This is a genomic window from Kaistia nematophila (assembly GCF_026343855.1).
Lineage (GTDB): Bacteria > Pseudomonadota > Alphaproteobacteria > Rhizobiales > Kaistiaceae > Kaistia > Kaistia nematophila.
In genome coordinates this window covers 41,913-58,150 of record NZ_JAPKNK010000010.1, presented here as the reverse complement: position 1 = coordinate 58,150, position 16,238 = coordinate 41,913, and the positions used below count along the sequence as shown (strand labels likewise).

Sequence of the window (16,238 nt, the reverse complement as noted above, 5' to 3'; positions counted from 1 at the left end):
ATGACGGCATTCGGTGCCACACTGGATAGGGAGCGGTCGAGCTCCCCCGGCGCGCTTCTCTGGAAGGCGGCGATCCTCACGGCGAGCCTGCTGCTCGCCGGCTGCACAACCGTGCTCGAGCAGACCTATGGCCCGCCGCAGACGACGGCCGGCGCGGCGACGCCGCCCCCGGTCGATCCCGAGCAGGCCCGCATCGGCGCGCAGGAGCATCCGCGCATCGTTGCGAGCTTCGGCGGCGTCTATCACGACGACAAGCTGGAGAAGACGGTGGCCCGCATCGTCGGCCGCATCGTCGCCGCCTCCGACGACCCGTCGCAATCCTATCGCATCACCATCCTGAACACGCCCTCGGTCAACGCCTTCGCGCTGCCGGGCGGCTATCTCTATGTGACGCGCGGCCTGCTGGCGCTGGCGAACGATTCCTCCGAAGTCGCGGCCGTCATCGCGCACGAGATGGGCCACGTCACCGCCAACCACGCCATGCAGCGCCAGAACAAGGCGCGCGCCGCGATGATCGTCAGCCGCGTCGTCACCGACGTGCTGCAGGACGGCGACGCCGGCCAGCTGGCGCTCGCCTCCAGCCAGCGGACGCTCGCCGCCTTCTCGCAGCAGCAGGAGCTGGAGGCCGACGCGATCGGCGTCCGCACCATCGGCAAGGCCGGCTACGATCCCTTCGCCGCGGCCCGCTTCCTCGACCTGATGGGCCGCTTCGCCGCCTACAAGTCGGCCGGCAGCGTACAGGACAAGCGACCGGACTTCCTCGCCTCGCACCCGGCGACGCCGCAGCGCGTCGATTTCGCCATCCGCGCTGCCCGCCAGTTCGGCGCGCCGGGCATCGGCGAGGTCGACCGCGACCGCTACCTGCAAGGCATCGACGGCATGCTCTATGGCGACGACCGCTCGCAGGGCTTCGTCCGCGGCAAGAATTTCTATCACCCGACGCTGGGCGTCGGCTTCACCGTGCCGAACGGGTTCGTGCTCGACAACACGGCGGATGCGGTGCTGGCGACGGCGCCGGACGGCACGGCGCTGCGCTTCGACGGCGCCAACCTGCCTGTCGGCACGGCGCTGGCCGACTACATCGCGTCAGGCTGGGTCAACGGGCTCGACCGCAATTCGATCAAGAGCTTCACGGTCAACGGCCTCGAGGCCGCTTCGGCGCGCGCCGAGGCCAAGGGCTGGGTGTTCCGCATCGCCGTGATCCGGGTCGGCGCCAGCGCCACCTATCGCTTCATCTTCGCCAACGAGACGGATACGCCCGGCCTCGAGCAGGCGACGATGGAAACGGTGCAGAGCTTCCGCAAGCTGTCGCCACAGGAAGCCGCCGCGCTGAAGCCGCTGCGCGTCCAGCTGGTGACGGTGAAGACAGGCGACACGGTCGACAGCCTCTCCCGGCGGATGAACGGCGTCGACCGGCCGGCGGATCTCTTCCGCATCCTGAACGATATCAAGGGCAATGCGCTGCCGCCCGTCGGCGACAAGGTCAAGATCATCGACGATTGAGGCGCGTCGGCCCCTCGTGCCCTCGCATCGCAACGCAACGCAAGACCAGACAACAAAAAGGGCGCCAGGAGGCGCCCTTTTTCATTTCCGAGGATCCGTCGGATCAGACGTCGAAGCGGCTGACGTCGCGGACGGCGCCCTTGTCGGCGCTGGTCGCCATGGCGGCATAGGCCTTGAGCGCGGTCGTCACGTTGCGCTTGCGCGGCTTGACCGGCTTCCAGCCGTCCTTGCCGCGGGCGTCCATGGCGGCGCGGCGCGCGGCAAGCTCCTCGTCGGAGATCTTGATGCGCAGGATGCGGTTCGGGATGTCGATCTCGATCGTATCGCCTTCCTCGACCAGGCCGATGGCGCCGCCGGCCGCCGCCTCGGGGGCAACATGGCCGATGGAGAGGCCCGACGTGCCGCCGGAGAAGCGGCCGTCCGTCACCAGCGCGCAGGCCTTGCCGAGGCCGCGCGACTTCAGATAGCTGGTCGGATAGAGCATTTCCTGCATGCCGGGGCCGCCGCGGGGACCCTCGTAGCGGATGATCACGACGTCGCCGGCCTTGACCTTCTTGTTCAGGATGCCGAGCACGGCGTCGTCCTGGCTCTCGAAGATCACGGCGGGGCCGGTGAACTTCAGGATCGACTCGTCGACGCCGGCGGTCTTCACCACCGATCCGTTCAGCGCGATGTTGCCCTTCAGCACGGCGAGGCCGCCATCCTTGGAGAAGGCGTTCGGCACGTCGCGGATCGCGCCCTTCTCGCGGTCGAGGTCGAGATCGGTCCAGCGGCGGTCCTGGCTGAAGGCCGTCTGCGTCGGCACGCCGCCCGGCGCCGCGCGGTAGAATTCGCGCACGCTCTCGCTGTTGGTCTGGCGGATGTCCCAGCGGGCGATCGCCTCGGCCATGGTCGACGAATGGACGGTCGGCAGGTCGAGGTTCAGCAGATCGCCGCGGGCGAGTTCGCCGAGGATCGCCATGATGCCGCCGGCGCGATGGACGTCTTCCATGTGCACGTCCTGCTTGGCCGGCGCGACCTTGCAGAGCACGGGAACGTGGCGCGACAGGCGGTCGATGTCGTCGAGGTCGAAATCGATCTCGCCTTCATGCGCGGCCGCCAGGATGTGCAGGACCGTGTTGGTCGAGCCGCCCATGGCGATATCGAGCGTCATCGCATTTTCGAACGCGCCGAACGAGGCGACGTTGCGTGGTAGCACGCTCTCGTCGTCCTGCTCGTAGTAGCGGCGGGTGATATCGACGATCTGGTGGCCGGCCTCGATGAACAGGCGCTTGCGATCGGCGTGCGTCGCCAGCGTCGAGCCGTTGCCGGGCAGCGACAGGCCGAGCGCCTCGGTCAGGCAGTTCATCGAATTGGCCGTGAACATGCCCGAGCAGGAGCCGCAGGTCGGGCAGGCGTTCTGCTCGATCAGCTTGACGTCGGCATCCGACACCGTCTCGTCGGCGGCGGCGACCATGGCGTCGACCAGGTCGAGCGCGTGCATCTTGCCATCGGAGAGAACCACCTTGCCGGCTTCCATCGGGCCGCCGGAGACGAAGATCGTCGGGATGTTGAGGCGCAGCGACGCCATCAGCATGCCGGGGGTGATCTTGTCGCAGTTCGAAATGCAGACCATGGCGTCGGCGCAATGGCCGTTGACCATGTACTCGACCGAGTCGGCGATGATCTCGCGCGACGGCAGCGAATAGAGCATGCCGTCATGCCCCATCGCGATGCCGTCATCGATGGCGATCGTGTTGAATTCCTTGGCGATGCCGCCGGCCTTCTCGATCTCGCGCGCCACCAGCTGGCCGAGGTCCTTCAGGTGGACGTGGCCGGGGACGAACTGCGTGAACGAGTTTACCACCGCAATAATCGGCTTGCCGAAATCGCCATCCTTCATGCCGGTGGCGCGCCAAAGGCCGCGCGCGCCGGCCATGTTGCGGCCATGGGTGGAGGTACGGGAACGATAGGCGGGCATGATGACCTCGATCTACTGCGGTCTCCCTCATATAAGGCGCTGCCGATCGAGCGGAACGTCCGAGGGAGGTGGTGGCTAGGGTTGGTTGCACCAAAGCGGGGGGGATGTCGAGAAAATTCCTCCATCCAGACCCTTGCGAGTCACCGATCCGGGTGCCATTTGTCCCGAACGAGTGGGGTCCGGGCCCCTCTGGCGGTGTGTCGCCCACCGCGATGTCGGACCCTTGAGCCTATTGGCCCGGCGACCTGTGCTCGTGACTCATGGATATCGTTTCATTTCTCGGTGCCGAGTTTCTCGGCAAGTCCGCGGTCGCGTGGGCGTTGTTCGTGGGCGTCGTGGCGACGCTTCTCGTCCTCGATCTCGGTGTGCTCAACCGCGGCGATCACGAGATCGGCATCCGCCGCAGCCTCATCCTCTCCTCGTTCTATATCGGCGTCGCCCTGCTCTTCGGCGGCTGGGTCTGGTATGACCTCGGCGCCGACGCCGGCATGCTCTACCTGACCGGCTTCGTCGTCGAGAAGAGCCTCGCGCTCGACAACATCTTCGTCATCTCGCTGATCTTCGGCGCCTTCGCCATTCCGCGCGCCTACCAGCACCGGGTACTGTTCTGGGGCATTCTCGGCGTGCTGGTGCTGCGCGCCATCATGATCGGCCTCGGCGCGGCGCTGATCTCGTCCTTCGGCTGGATCCTGTACTTCTTCGGCGCCTTCCTGATCATCACCGGCATCAAGATGCTGTTTGCTGGCGACGAGCCGATGGATCTGGAGAAGAGCCGCATCCTGAAGCTGGTCCGGCGCATGATCCCGGTTTCGCCGACGCTCGACGGCCACAACTTCTTCACCCATGTGAAGAAGGCCGACGGCAAGATGCACTGGGTGGCGACGCCGCTGTTCCTGGCGCTGGTCTCGATCGAGATCGCCGATATCGTCTTTGCGGTCGACAGCGTGCCCGCCGTGTTCGCGATCACGACCGATCCCTACATCGTCTACACCTCGAACATCTTCGCCATTCTCGGCCTGCGCGCGCTCTATTTCGCGCTCGCCGCCATGGTGCACCGGTTCGACTACCTGAAATACGCGCTGGCGCTCGTGCTGGTGCTGGTCGGCGGCAAGATCTTCTGGACCCACCTGGTCGGGCCGGTCGATACGCTGCTCTCGCTCGGCTCGACGCTGGGCCTGCTCGGCGGCGGCGTCATCCTCTCGCTGTGGAAGACGCGGCGCGACGACCGCGCCGCGTTTCAGGCCGGCGCCAGCGACGTCTCGACCAGACGCACCCAGTAGGATGCGCCGATCGGCAGGGCGTCGTCGTTGAAGTCGTAGGCCGGGTTGTGCAACCCGGCCGAGTCGCCATTGCCGATGAAGATGAAGGCGCCCGGCCGCTTCTCCAGCATGTAGGAGAAGTCCTCGCCGCCCATCATCGGCGCCACGTCGCGATCGACGCGATCGCCGCCGACGATCTCCGAGGCGATATCGCCGGCAAAGAGGGTGTTGGCGACATGGTTGACCGTCACCGGATAGTTGCGGTCGTAGTCGACCTCGATGCTGACGCCATGGGCGGCGCCGATGCCGGCGGCGATCTCGCGGATCCGCCTCTCGGCGAGATCCCGCATCTCCGCCTTCAGCGTGCGGACCGTGCCGCCGAGAGCGGCGGTCTGCGGAATGATGTTGTGCGCCTCGCCGGCGTGGAACTTCGTAACCGAGACGACGACGGATTCGAGCGGATCGACCGAGCGGGACACGATCGTCTGCATCGCCTGCACCAGTTGCGCACCGATGACGATCGGGTCGAGGCTCAGATGCGGTTTGGCGGCATGGGCGCCGAGACCGGCGATGCTGAGGTTGAACTCGTCCGTCGCCGCCATGATCGGGCCCGGCCGGATCGCGAACTTGCCGAGGTCGAGGCCCGGCATGTTGTGCATGCCATAGACCTCGTCGATGCCGAACCGCTCCATCAGCCCGTCCTCGACCATGGCCCGGCCACCGCCGCCGCCCTCCTCGGCCGGCTGGAAGATGACGACCGCGGTGCCATCGAAATTGCGGGTCTCGGCCAGATACTTGGCGGCTCCAAGCAGCATCACCGTGTGGCCGTCATGGCCGCAGGCGTGCATCTTGCCAGGGATCGTGGAGCTATAGGGCTTGCCGGTGATCTCCGTCAGCGGCAGCGCGTCCATGTCGGCGCGCAGCCCCACCGTCCGGCCGCCCTCGCCGCGCCGGCCGCGGATGACGCCGACCACGCCGGTGCGGCCAAGGCCGGTCACGACCTCGTCGACGCCGAACTCCCGCAACCGCGCAGCCACCGAGGCGGCGGTCCGATGCACGTCGTAGAGGATCTCCGGATGCTGGTGCAGATCATGCCGCCACGCGGCCAGCTCGTCCTGATATTCGGCGAGACGATTGACGATCGGCATTCCGGAACTCCGCAGGATCTACAGCACGAAGCCCCACTCTAGCTGCAGCGCAGCAAGAAATCACGATCCGGTTTGCTTTTCCCATGCACTCAACCCTGACGGGGATTCGGCCCATCCGGGTCCCGGTCCTCCGGCTCCGAATGATCGTGCTGCGGATGGGCCGGGCTGCGGGCGTGGCTCTCCGACCGCGTGTAGGAATGCCGAGAGCGGCCGCTCGCATGCGCGTTGCCATGCGCCTCCGCGAAAACCGGACCATCGCGATGGAAACTTCCGCGTGCCGAAGCATGTCCCGGTCCCGACGAGGCGCCGAAGCTCTCCGAAAAGAACTTTCCGTCGCCAAAGCCCTGCCAGAAGCCGGCCCAAGGCCCGTCCTCCTCCGTACTGGGCGGGCCCTCCGGATCAAACGGCGCCTCGATCATCCGCGTAGCGGCGCCGAGCCCGGCCAGCGTGGCCTCCACGGCCGGATCGGGCCGAATGCGCAGGCGCTCGCCGACGATCTCGATCGGCAATTGGCGATTGCCGATATGCCAGGCGATGCGGCTCAGCTGGGCCGGGCTGGCGGCTGATATCTCGACCAGCGGTTCGGCGGCGGCCTCGACCGCGATGATGCGGCCATCCTCGAGCAGCAGCCCGTCGCCCTGGCGCAGGCCGAGCGCCATCGGCAGGTCGAGCAGAAAAGACACGCCGGCCCTGCCCGATATGGCGAGCCGGCGGCGATGGCGCGCGTCATAGTCGAGCAGGATGGTGTCGGCCGGGGGGCCGGTCCAGGAACCGGCGGGAAGAACGGCGGTTGCGCGGATCATCGGGCGCCTCATCACGACAGGCCGGTCCCGAACATGATGTCGGCCCGGCAATTTCCGACGCGCCGCCTGCCCCGCACGCGGCGGTCCATGCCCCCAATCTAGGCCATAACGCTACGTCATACCATGCGGCCATGCAAAGCCGGCGTGCCGCCACGCCGATTCACGAGCTGATTCACTTGCCAGATTTCGCGGATTTCCTTGCGAAAGCCTGTCCGCGCGGCATCCGGATCCTACAGAAATTTCCACTCTGGTTCCAAGGACTTCGGGATTGTGATCGGTCCTGGCCGAATGGTCGCTTTGCCAATCGAGCCCCAGATCGGTTATTCAGGTCGGACGCGCCGGCCCCGTCGGTACTGCGACCTCCCCGAGACGGACAAAGCCAGACATGCACTTCGTGACCCGATCGATCGCCCGGTTCTTCGCACTCATCCTGCTGATCGGCCTTGGCGTGAACGCGGCATCCGCAGTGGAAACGCCCTACGTCGTCGTCGACATGGACAGCGGCAAGGTGCTGGCGGCGCGCAATCCGCACCAGGAATGGTATCCCGCCTCTGTCACCAAGCTGATGAACGCCTATGTCGTGTTCAAGGCGCTGCGCGCCGGCAAGCTAACGCTGGCGAGCCAGATCATCGTCTCGCGCCACGCGCTCGACGAGCCGCCGAGCAAGATGGGCTTCAAGGTCGGCACCGTCATCGACCTCGACAATGCGCTGAAGATGATGCTGGTCCACTCGGCCAATGACATCGCCATGGCGATCGGCGAGACGGTCGGCGGCAGCGAGGAAGGCTTCGTCGCCATGATGAACGCCGAAGCGGCTCGCCTCGGCATGACGAATACCCATTTCATCAATCCGAACGGCCTGCCCGGCGAAGGCCAGTACACCACGGCGCGCGATCTCGCCGTGCTGGCGCGGGCACTCTGGACCGAGTTTCCCGAGCGGCGCGAGCTCTATGGCATCACGGCGATCCGTTCCGGCAAGCGCGTGCTGAAATCGGCCAACTCGCTGCTCGAGCGCTATCCGGGCTCCAGCGGCATGAAGACCGGCTTCATCTGCGCCTCGGGCTTCAACGTCGTGGCGACCGCATCGCGCGACGGCCACACGCTCGCCGCCGTCGTTCTCGGCGCCAGCACCGCCAAGGAGCGCGCCGAGCTAACGGCTCGTCTGCTGAACCAGAGCTTCGGCAGCCTGGCGCTTTCCGGCAGCCGCCCGTCGCTCGCCAGCTTCCGCGGCGCCTCGCCGGTCGAAGGCGCGATCAACATGCGCGAGGATATCTGCAGCAAGAAGGATCGCGGCGAGCACGAGGCGGAGACAGCCGCCGCGCCGAACCTGCCGAGCGCGCTGCAGCCGCGCGTCAAGCTGATGGAGCCCGTCGTCGTTTCGACGCTCGGCGTCCGCAACCCGGACGGGTCGATCAAGCCGGCCGCCGTCGCCGAAGCCGAGGACGAAGCGGCCGCCGCCGCGGCCGCGGCCGCCAAGCTCGAGAAGAAACAGAAGGGCAAGGCTGCGAAAAAGAAGGATGGCGAGAAGAAGACGGCCACCAAGCCCGTCCCCAAGCCGGTGAAGAAGGCCGACGAGAAGCCGGTCAAGGCGAAGGCGCCGGCCAAGCCGAAAATCGAGCTCGGCGTGCCGTTCGATTCGACCGACGTCGCGCCGCTGCCGGATTCCGCCCTCGCCGTCACGCAGTGATGCCAACGGCCCGTTCCGTGGCCCAGTTCCCGATCCCGCCATGCCCCAGCAAACCGAAGCCCGCCCCGCCCGCCAGCGCCCGAAGCCGATTCCGCTCACCGTGCTGACCGGCTTCCTGGGCGCCGGCAAGACGACCCTGCTGAACCGCCTCCTGCGCGACCCGACGCTGGCCGGCACAGCCGTCATCGTCAACGAATTCGGCGAGATCGGGCTGGACCACCTGCTGGTCGGCGAATCCGAGGATGGCGTCATCGAGCTTTCCTCCGGCTGCCTCTGCTGCACCATCCGCGGCGAGCTGGTCACGACGCTCGAAAACCTGCTGCGCGCGCTCGACAATCACCGCATCGAACGTCTGGACCGGGTCGTGATCGAAACCACCGGCCTCGCCGATCCGGCGCCCGTGCTGCAGAGCGTGCTGCTCCACCCCTATCTCTCGATGCGCTACCGGCTCGACGGCGTCGTCACCGTGGTCGATGCCGTCAACGGCGCGCACACCCTCGACATCTCGGACGAGGCGAACCGGCAGATCGCCGTCGCCGACCGGATCGTGCTGACCAAGACGGACCTCGACGAAGCCGACCCGGCCATCCGCGACCGCATCTTCGCCCTGAACCCCGGCGCGAAGGTCCTCGAGGCCGGCCGCGACGACGTCCAGCCGGCGGATCTGTTCGATACGCAGCCCTTCACCACCGAGGGAAAGATCGCCGACGTCGTCGGCTGGCTGGCGGCCGAGGCGCAGGATCACGCCGGCCACCACCATCATCACCACGACCACCATGGGGATCATGGGCACCACCATGATCACGGCCATGACCATCATGGCCACGCCCACCCGCAGGCGCACGACGTCAACCGCCACGATGCGCGCATCCGTTCGTTCACGGCGACGCGCGCGACGCCGATCTCCCGCCATGCCCTCGATGATTTCCTCGACCGGCTGGCCCGCGAGCACGGCCCGAGCCTGCTGCGGCTGAAGGGGCTGGTGCAGACCGCCGACGCGCCGGACCGGCCGCTGGTGATCCAGGCGGCGCAGACGATCTTCCACCCGCCTGCCCGGCTCCCGGCCTGGCCGAGCGACGACCACCGCTCGCGACTGGTGCTGATCGTGCGCGATCTCCCCGAGGCAGCCGAGCGCGCCATCGTCGGCGCCTTCTCCGACCTGCCGCAGACCGACACGGCGGATGCAACAACGATCGCCGACAATCCACTCGCCATTTCGGGCTTTTCCGGCGTCTTCCGGCCCTAGCGCCATTCCGGTCATCCCCGCAAAAAGGACTTCGGAAAAATCGCCGAACCCGAGCGGGAACTGAACGGAAAAATCGCCGTTGAGGCTGCAGATGCAACCGGAAGGAGACCCAAGATGTCGATGAAAATTGCCGTCGCCGCCGTGTCGATTGCCGCTTTCCTGCCGCTGATCCCGATCGAGGCGCAGGCGGTTACGCAGTCCGCGGCGAAGAACATCTGCATCAACCAGGCCGCCATCAAGCACAACTCGCTGCGCGGCAACGTGCATATCAATCGTGCCAGGATCCACAGCAACACCTATGAATTCGGGCTCGTGATCAACGACGCGCAGTTCAACTGCATCGTCACCAAGGGCGGCAAGGTCCGCTATCTCGGCTGACGCGGAAGCCCCTGGCGGATCCGGATCGCTCCGGCATCATGACGCTCCCGTCACGATGGAGCGATTCGGTCCGCCATGGTTCATGTCCTCACCCTTTGCGGCAGCCTGCGCGCGGCGTCCTCCAACCGGTCGCTGCTGCGCGCCGCCGAACTGATTGCGCCGGCGGGAGTGACGTTCGAACACTACGAGGGCATCGGCGAACTGCCGCATTTCAATCCGGACATCGAGGCCGGACCGCTTCCCGCGCCGGTCGCGACGCTGCGCGCCCGCGTGGATAATGCCGACGCCCTGCTGATCTCCTGCCCGGAGTATGCGCGCGGCATCCCCGGCGCGTTCAAGAACGCGCTCGACTGGCTGGTCGGCGGTCATGAATTCCCCGGCAAGCCGATCGCGCTCTTCAACGCCTCGCCCCGCGCCTCCGACGCGCAATCACAGCTTCGCCTGGTGCTGACGACAATGTCGGGCCGCGTCGTCGACGAGGCGGCAATCAGCGTCGCCCTGATCGCCAAAGGCATGGAGGCAGGGGCGATCGCGGCGGATCCGGCTCTCCGGCCCACGATCGAGACGGGCCTCGCGGCGCTTCTTTCGGCCGTTCAGTCCGACTGAGCCACGCGCGTGCCGCGCTCGATGACGAAGCGCAGGATGGTGCGGCCGGCCTCCTCGAACCGCTCCTGCCGCACAAGCAAATGACCGTCCTCCTGGCAGAGATGCGGGAGATCGATCGCCGCCATCGGATCGGTCGCCTCGACCCGCAGCCGTTCGCCCGGCGCCATGCCGGCAAGATGCTTGCGCGCCTTCAATACCGGCAGGGGACAGGCGATCCCGCGCGCATCCAGAAAGCGGTCGGCATCCGCGCCGCGCGTCGCTTCGGCTTCGTCCATCATCTCGTTCGGCGCATCCTGTCTCTGCCGGCTCCCCGGCCGGCGAACGCTTTCTTAAAGCAGAACGCCCTAGAAGGTGAACCCGGTCCCCGAACGCGATCCTGATCCAGGAGCCCTGCCCGTTGCGTGTTTCCTTCGTCGGCATGGTCGAGCGCCTTGCGCCGGCGGCGCTGCGCGCCCGGCTTTCCCGCTTCGCCGCCATCGCCGACAACATCGTGACGGGCCGCGACGATCGCGCCGTGGCGCAGCGCATGGCGCTGACCGCCTTCACCATCCGCGTGCTCTCCGCCGTCATCGCCTATGTCAGCCAGGTGCTGCTGGCGCGCTGGATGGGCGATTTCGAATATGGCGTCTATGTCGTCGTCTGGGTCGGCGCCGTGATCATCGGCGGCCTCGCCTGCCTCGGCATCCAGACCGCCGTCGTCCGCTTCGTGCCGGAATATGCGGCGCGCAACGAACTGGCGCTGCTGCGTGGCATCCTGATCGGCAGCCGCGTGCATGGCCTCGCCACCGCGACGCTGATCGGCGCCATCGGCCTGGTCGGCATCTTCCTGTTCCGCGATCAGATCGCCGGATACTACGTCATGCCGCTCTATCTGGCGGCGATCTGCATTCCCATGCTGGCGATCGGCGAGATCCAGGACGGGCTGGCGCGCGGCTTCAACTGGGCCGACCTGGCGCTCTGGCCGACCTTCATCATCCGCCCCGTCCTGATCATCGCCTTCACCTTCGCCGCGCTCGAAATGGGCGCCGTTCCCGACGCGACCACGGCGATGACGACGGCGATCCTCGCCACCTATCTGACCAGCCTGCTGCAGATGGCGGCGCTCGCCTATCGCACGCGCAAGGTGGTGGCCCCGGGCGTCCGCCACTATCGCTCCTTCACCTGGATCGCGGTCGCCTTCCCGATCTTCCTGGTCGAGGGCTTCTTCAACCTGCTGACCAATGTCGACATCCTGATCGTCGGCCAGTTGCGCGCGCCGGAGGAAGTCGCCGTCTATTTCGCCACGGTGAAGACGCTGGCGCTCGTGCATTTCGTCTATTTCGCCGTCCGCGCCGCCACTATGCAGCGCTTCTCGCAATATTACGCCTCCGGCGACCGCGTCCGCTTCGAAGCGACCGTGCGCGATTCGCTGCACTGGACCTTCTGGCCCTCCGTCGTCGCCGTCCTCGTCCTGCTCGCCTGCGGCCGCTTCCTGCTGTCGATGTTCGGCGCGAGCTTCGTTTCCGGCTTTCCGCTGATCTTCATCTTCGCCGCCGGCCTGCTCGTCCGCGCCGCCATCGGCCCGGCGGAGAGCATCCTGACCATGGCCGGCGAACAGCGCATCTGCGCCGCCGTCTATGCCGGCACCTTCCTGGTCAACCTGATCCTGAACTACACGCTGATCCCGCATTTCGGGCTGGAGGGCGCGGCGATCGCCACCTCGCTGGCGCTCTGCCTCGAGACGCTCGCCGTCTACCTGGCGGTGCGCTGGCGGCTGAAGCTACGCTGCTCGATCCTACATGTGCTGGGGCCGCGCGGCACGATCCGCCTGGCGCCGCGCCCGGAGAGCCCGTCGTGAGCGAGGCGGCGGCCCAGGCTCCGGCCACGGACCTGACCGCCCGCGCGGCCGGGGACAACCCCTTCTTCACCGCCGGCATCCTGGGCGCGGCGCGACAACATCTCGGCGATGCCAGGGTGACGGTGGCCGAAATCACCGATGCCGCCGGCCAGACCATCGGCCTGGCGCCGATCCGGCCGACACGGCTCGGCCGCGTCGTGCCGGCGATGGCGGTCTGGGTACACCCGCATGGCCCGCTCGGCACACCGCTGCTCGACGCCGGCGCGATCGACGAGGCCGCGGCCGGACTGCTCGCCGCCATGGATGGCGGCCGACCGGGCCGGGCCATCCTCGAATTTCCCTATCTGCCATTGGCAGGCCCCGTCGCCGACGCGCTCCGCCGCCAGGCCGGACTTGCGGGTCGCCCCATCGCCGTGCTCGCGACGCACCGCCGTGCCAAGCTGGAGCGGACTGGCACGGACCCCACGGCCTTCCTACAGACGATCTCGACCAAGAAACGCCGGGAACTGACGCGGCAATGGCGCCGCCTCGGCGACCTCGGCGCCGTGACGGTCGAGCATATCTCGGATCCGGCCCAGCACGCCGATACGCTCGAAGACTTCTTCGCGCTGGAGGCGAGCGGCTGGAAGGGCCGACGCGGCACCGCGCTGGCGCTGCGCCCGCGGGAAAAAGCGTTTGCCCGGGCCGCCGTCGCGGGCGGCGACGCTGTGATCTACGCCATCCGGCTCGATGGCCGCGCCGTCGCCATGCTGGTCAGCTTCCGGGCCGGCGCCAGCGCCGTCACCTGGAAGATCGCCTATGACGAGGCCTATGCCCGCTTCTCGCCCGGCGTCCATGTCATGCTGGAAGGGTCGAAGGCCCTGCTCGCCGACCCGGCCGTGGAGCGGATCGATTCGATCGCCGTCGCCAACCACCCGATGGTCGATCCGATTTGGCCGGACCGGCTGGAAATCGGCACGCTTGTGATCGGGCCGAAGGGCGGCGGGATCGGTTACGAGACGGGTCTGGCCCTGGCGAGGCTGGAACTAACCCTGCGTCCGATCGCCCGCCGCTTCTTGCGCGCCACCCGCAAGAAGGCCGAGGCGGTGAAGGCCCGGCTCAGGCGACCCCCATCAGCCGCATCGCCACAAGGCTGATCAAGCCAAGGGCGGCGAGCGACAGGACAACCGTCGCCGTCACCCGCATGCCGGCCCGCGCCACCGAGCGGACATCGACGCCGAGCCCGAGCGCCGCCATGGCAAGCACCGTCAGGAAACCCGAGACCGGCGCGGTATGGGCGACGACGACATCCGGGATCAGGCCGGCCGAACGCAGCATGCCAAGGCCGATGAAGCCGAGGATGAACCACGGCACCATGTGGCGCAAATTGGGACGGCCGGCGTCGATGCGGGCGCCGTCGATCCGGCTCTGCAACAGCGACAGCACCAGCACGACGGGGCCGAGCATCAGGACGCGCAGCAGCTTGACCAGCGTGCCCATCTGCACGCTCGCGGCGGCAACCGGCGCGGTGGCGGCCAGGACCTGCGGCACCGCATAGACGGTGAGGCCGGCGAACACGCCATATTGCGTCACCGACAGGCCAAAGACCGGCATCAGCAGCGGAAGCGTCAGCACGACGACGACGCCGAGCACGGCGGTGAAGGCGATGGCGGAAGCCACATCCTCGCCGTCGGCATGGATGACTGGAGCCGTGGCGGCGATGGCGGAATTTCCGCAGATCGAGTTGCCGCAGGCGATCAGGATCGCCATACCGCGATCGAGGCCCATCGTCCGGCCGATGCCGTAGCTGACGAGAATCGCGCAGGCAACGACCACGGCGACGCCCACGAGCAGGGTCATGCCCTGCGCGGCGACGACCGAGGCGCTGATCGAAACGCCGAGCAGCATGACCGCCACCTCGAGCAGCGTCCGCGCGCTGAACGTGACGCCCGGCAGGAATATGGCGCCCGGCCGCCAGAGCGAGCGCACCGCCACGCCGAGCAGGATGGCGAGCACGACGCCGTCGAGCCAGGCACGTCCGAGAAACGACGCCTCGACATGCTCGATGGCGAGGGCGGCCACCGAGACCGCCGCAGTAAGGGCGAGTCCGGGGCCAAGGGCCTGCAGACGCGACGGGAGAGTACGAAGGGAAATCATCATGACGGCAGGATGATCCTGCCCAATCATGCATTCCATTTCGAAATATATTACTGTTCGTTCGACCCAATCGAACAAACAATGCCATGACCCTCGACCAGCTTAGAATTTTCATCGCGGTCGCCGAGCGCGAGCATCTGACCCGCGCGGCGGAGGCGTTGCGGCTGACGCCCTCGGCGGTGAGCTCGGCGATCCATGCGCTCGAGGCCCGCTATGACGCGCGGCTGTTCGACCGCGTCGGACGGCGGATCGAACTCACCGAGGCGGGCCGGGTTTTCCTGGTCGAGGCGCGGGCCACGATCGCCCGGGCGCAGGCGGCGGAACTGGCGCTTGCCGAACTGGGCGGGCTGCTGCGCGGCACGCTGGAGGTGCAGGCGAGCCAGACGATCGCGAGCTATTGGCTGCCGTCCGCGCTGGTGCGCTTCCGCGCCGCCTATCCCTCGCTCGGCATCCATCTGCAGATCGGCAACACCGAGACCGTGCGCCATGCCGTGCATGAGGGCCTCGCCGAAATCGGCTTCATCGAAGGCGAGATCGACGACCCAGCGCTGGCGACGCGCGCGGTCGGCGAGGACCGGCTGATTCTCGTCACGACGCCCGGCCATGCCCTGGCCCGGGCCGCGACGGTTGGCCCCGAAGAGATCGCCGCCACACGCTGGGTGATGCGCGAGCGCGGCTCCGGCACGCGCTCGGTGTTCGAGGCGGCGCTGACGGCCCGCGGCATCCAGCCGGAAACGCTGCAGGTCGACATGGAACTGCCCAGCAACGAGGCCGTGCGCGCCGCCGTCGAAACCGGCGAGCACGCCACTGTCGTCTCCGAACTGGTGGCGAGCCCGCATATCGAGGCCGGCAAGCTGGCGCGCGTCGCCTTCGAGATGACGCCGCGCGCCTTCAGCATGGTCTGGCACAAGGAACGCTACCGCTCGAAGGCGGCGCGGGCGCTGGAAACGCTGCTGTCGGAGCCGACTAACGGTTGATGACGGCGCCGCCGATCGAGACGACCGTGCTGCCATCGGCGGGCAGCGGGCCGCCGCCGACCACGGCCGGGCGCTCATAGGGCTTGGCCAGGACGAGCGACCAGTAGACCTTGTACTTGCTGTTCGGCGCATAGGCCGTGCCGATGCCGATCTTGGTAACGCCCGGCTTCAGCATGTTGGCATTGTGGTGGGGCGAATCGCGCCAGCCGGAGAAGGCCTCTGCGAGCGTGCGATAGCCGGCGCCGACATTTTCCGCCGCGATGCCGGCGTCAAAACCGGAAGCTGCGAGGCGGCGCTGGAAGCTGCCGCCGACGTCATGATTGACCTTGTCAGCCTTGGCCATGGCGCGCGCCTGGTCGGCCGCCATCTTGTTCAAAAGCGGGTCGACGGTGACGGTGCCGAGGCCCTTGTTCATGCGGTAGCCGGAAATGAGGCTCGCCGCTGCCTGCGGGTCGACCGTGGCGCCGGCGGAATCGATCCGGTTGTAGAAGACCGGCGATTTCGGCGTGGTGTCGACGACCGTTTCCGAACAGCCGGCCAGGACAGCGGCGGCGGTCAGTGCGGCAAGCAGCGGGGGCAGGCGCCGGGAAGAGAGGAACATGGAACGGCCTCGGGGGTAAGGGACGCGGTGACGTCTGGAATAGTCAGGAAACGCTAACGAACTGCGAGCGACAAGCGACGCAGGAGAAGAAGGATCG

Annotated in this window: 15 protein-coding genes; 9 read left to right on the top strand and 6 right to left on the bottom strand. The window is 67.5% G+C overall.

The genetic code is table 11. The features are described 5' to 3' along the window. The gene (locus OSH07_RS19740; protein ID WP_266340402.1) at positions 1–1,503 is read left to right on the top strand and encodes a M48 family metalloprotease; all 1,503 of its coding nucleotides are present in this window, start codon (positions 1–3) and stop codon (positions 1,501–1,503) included. Positions 1,504–1,606: 103 nt separating this feature from the next. Here the strand turns inward: OSH07_RS19740 and ilvD are convergent, their stop codons facing one another. Continuing rightward, positions 1,607–3,463, bottom strand: coding sequence for a dihydroxy-acid dehydratase (ilvD, locus tag OSH07_RS19735; RefSeq protein WP_266340401.1), 1,857 nt, complete (start codon positions 3,461–3,463; stop codon positions 1,607–1,609). Between the two features lie 260 nt (positions 3,464–3,723). Here ilvD and OSH07_RS19730 point away from each other — a divergent pair, with 260 nt between their 5' ends. After that, the gene (locus OSH07_RS19730; protein WP_266340400.1) at positions 3,724–4,743 is read left to right on the top strand and encodes a TerC family protein; all 1,020 of its coding nucleotides are present in this window, start codon (positions 3,724–3,726) and stop codon (positions 4,741–4,743) included. Here the strand turns inward: OSH07_RS19730 and OSH07_RS19725 are convergent. Then, positions 4,701–5,870, bottom strand: a complete 1,170-nt coding sequence (locus OSH07_RS19725) for a M20 aminoacylase family protein (protein WP_266340399.1) — start codon at positions 5,868–5,870, stop codon at positions 4,701–4,703. The two genes, OSH07_RS19730 and OSH07_RS19725, sit on opposite strands and share 43 nt — an antisense overlap. An 89-nt stretch (positions 5,871–5,959) precedes the next feature. Continuing rightward, a complete protein-coding gene (locus tag OSH07_RS19720; RefSeq protein ID WP_266340398.1) occupies positions 5,960–6,673 on the bottom strand; it encodes an urease accessory protein UreE in 714 nt (237 codons plus the stop codon). A gap of 385 nt (positions 6,674–7,058) precedes the next feature. Between OSH07_RS19720 and OSH07_RS19715 the strand changes: the two genes are divergently transcribed. The 4 genes from OSH07_RS19715 to OSH07_RS19700 all read left to right on the top strand — a co-directional run bounded on the left by OSH07_RS19715 (position 7,059) and on the right by OSH07_RS19700 (position 10,590). Next, positions 7,059–8,360, top strand: coding sequence for a D-alanyl-D-alanine carboxypeptidase family protein (locus OSH07_RS19715; protein WP_266340397.1), 1,302 nt, complete (start codon positions 7,059–7,061; stop codon positions 8,358–8,360). Between the two features lie 40 nt (positions 8,361–8,400). Beyond that, the gene (locus OSH07_RS19710) at positions 8,401–9,606 is read left to right on the top strand and encodes a CobW family GTP-binding protein (protein WP_266340396.1); all 1,206 of its coding nucleotides are present in this window, start codon (positions 8,401–8,403) and stop codon (positions 9,604–9,606) included. A gap of 114 nt (positions 9,607–9,720) precedes the next feature. Next, entirely contained in the window at positions 9,721–9,984 is a 264-nt protein-coding gene (locus tag OSH07_RS19705) for a hypothetical protein (RefSeq protein WP_266340395.1), read from the top strand. A 75-nt stretch (positions 9,985–10,059) separates the two neighbouring features. Beyond that, a complete protein-coding gene (locus tag OSH07_RS19700; protein WP_266340394.1) occupies positions 10,060–10,590 on the top strand; it encodes an NADPH-dependent FMN reductase in 531 nt (176 codons plus the stop codon). Here OSH07_RS19700 and OSH07_RS19695 read toward each other — a convergent pair. Continuing rightward, a complete protein-coding gene (locus tag OSH07_RS19695; RefSeq protein ID WP_266340393.1) occupies positions 10,578–10,868 on the bottom strand; it encodes a sulfurtransferase TusA family protein in 291 nt (96 codons plus the stop codon). The two genes, OSH07_RS19700 and OSH07_RS19695, sit on opposite strands and share 13 nt — an antisense overlap. Before the next feature lie 119 nt (positions 10,869–10,987). On the opposite strand from OSH07_RS19695, the gene OSH07_RS19690 reads away from it, so the two are divergent. Continuing rightward, positions 10,988–12,427, top strand: coding sequence for a lipopolysaccharide biosynthesis protein (locus OSH07_RS19690; protein ID WP_266340392.1), 1,440 nt, complete (start codon positions 10,988–10,990; stop codon positions 12,425–12,427). Beyond that, the gene (locus OSH07_RS19685) at positions 12,424–13,563 is read left to right on the top strand and encodes a GNAT family N-acetyltransferase (protein ID WP_266340391.1); all 1,140 of its coding nucleotides are present in this window, start codon (positions 12,424–12,426) and stop codon (positions 13,561–13,563) included. Before OSH07_RS19690 ends, OSH07_RS19685 begins: the two co-directional genes overlap by 4 nt. On the opposite strand, the gene OSH07_RS19680 is transcribed toward OSH07_RS19685, so the two are convergent. Continuing rightward, positions 13,526–14,566, bottom strand: coding sequence for a YeiH family protein (locus tag OSH07_RS19680; protein ID WP_266340390.1), 1,041 nt, complete (start codon positions 14,564–14,566; stop codon positions 13,526–13,528). The two genes, OSH07_RS19685 and OSH07_RS19680, sit on opposite strands and share 38 nt — an antisense overlap. Positions 14,567–14,649: 83 nt before the next feature. Here OSH07_RS19680 and OSH07_RS19675 point away from each other — a divergent pair, with 83 nt between their 5' ends. Then, positions 14,650–15,540 (top strand): LysR family transcriptional regulator, encoded by an 891-nt coding sequence (locus OSH07_RS19675; protein ID WP_266340389.1) that lies wholly within the window; start codon positions 14,650–14,652, stop codon positions 15,538–15,540. Here OSH07_RS19675 and OSH07_RS19670 read toward each other — a convergent pair. After that, positions 15,530–16,141 (bottom strand): CAP domain-containing protein, encoded by a 612-nt coding sequence (locus tag OSH07_RS19670; protein ID WP_266340388.1) that lies wholly within the window; start codon positions 16,139–16,141, stop codon positions 15,530–15,532. The genes OSH07_RS19675 and OSH07_RS19670 overlap by 11 nt on opposite strands. Positions 16,142–16,238 lie beyond the last annotated feature (97 nt).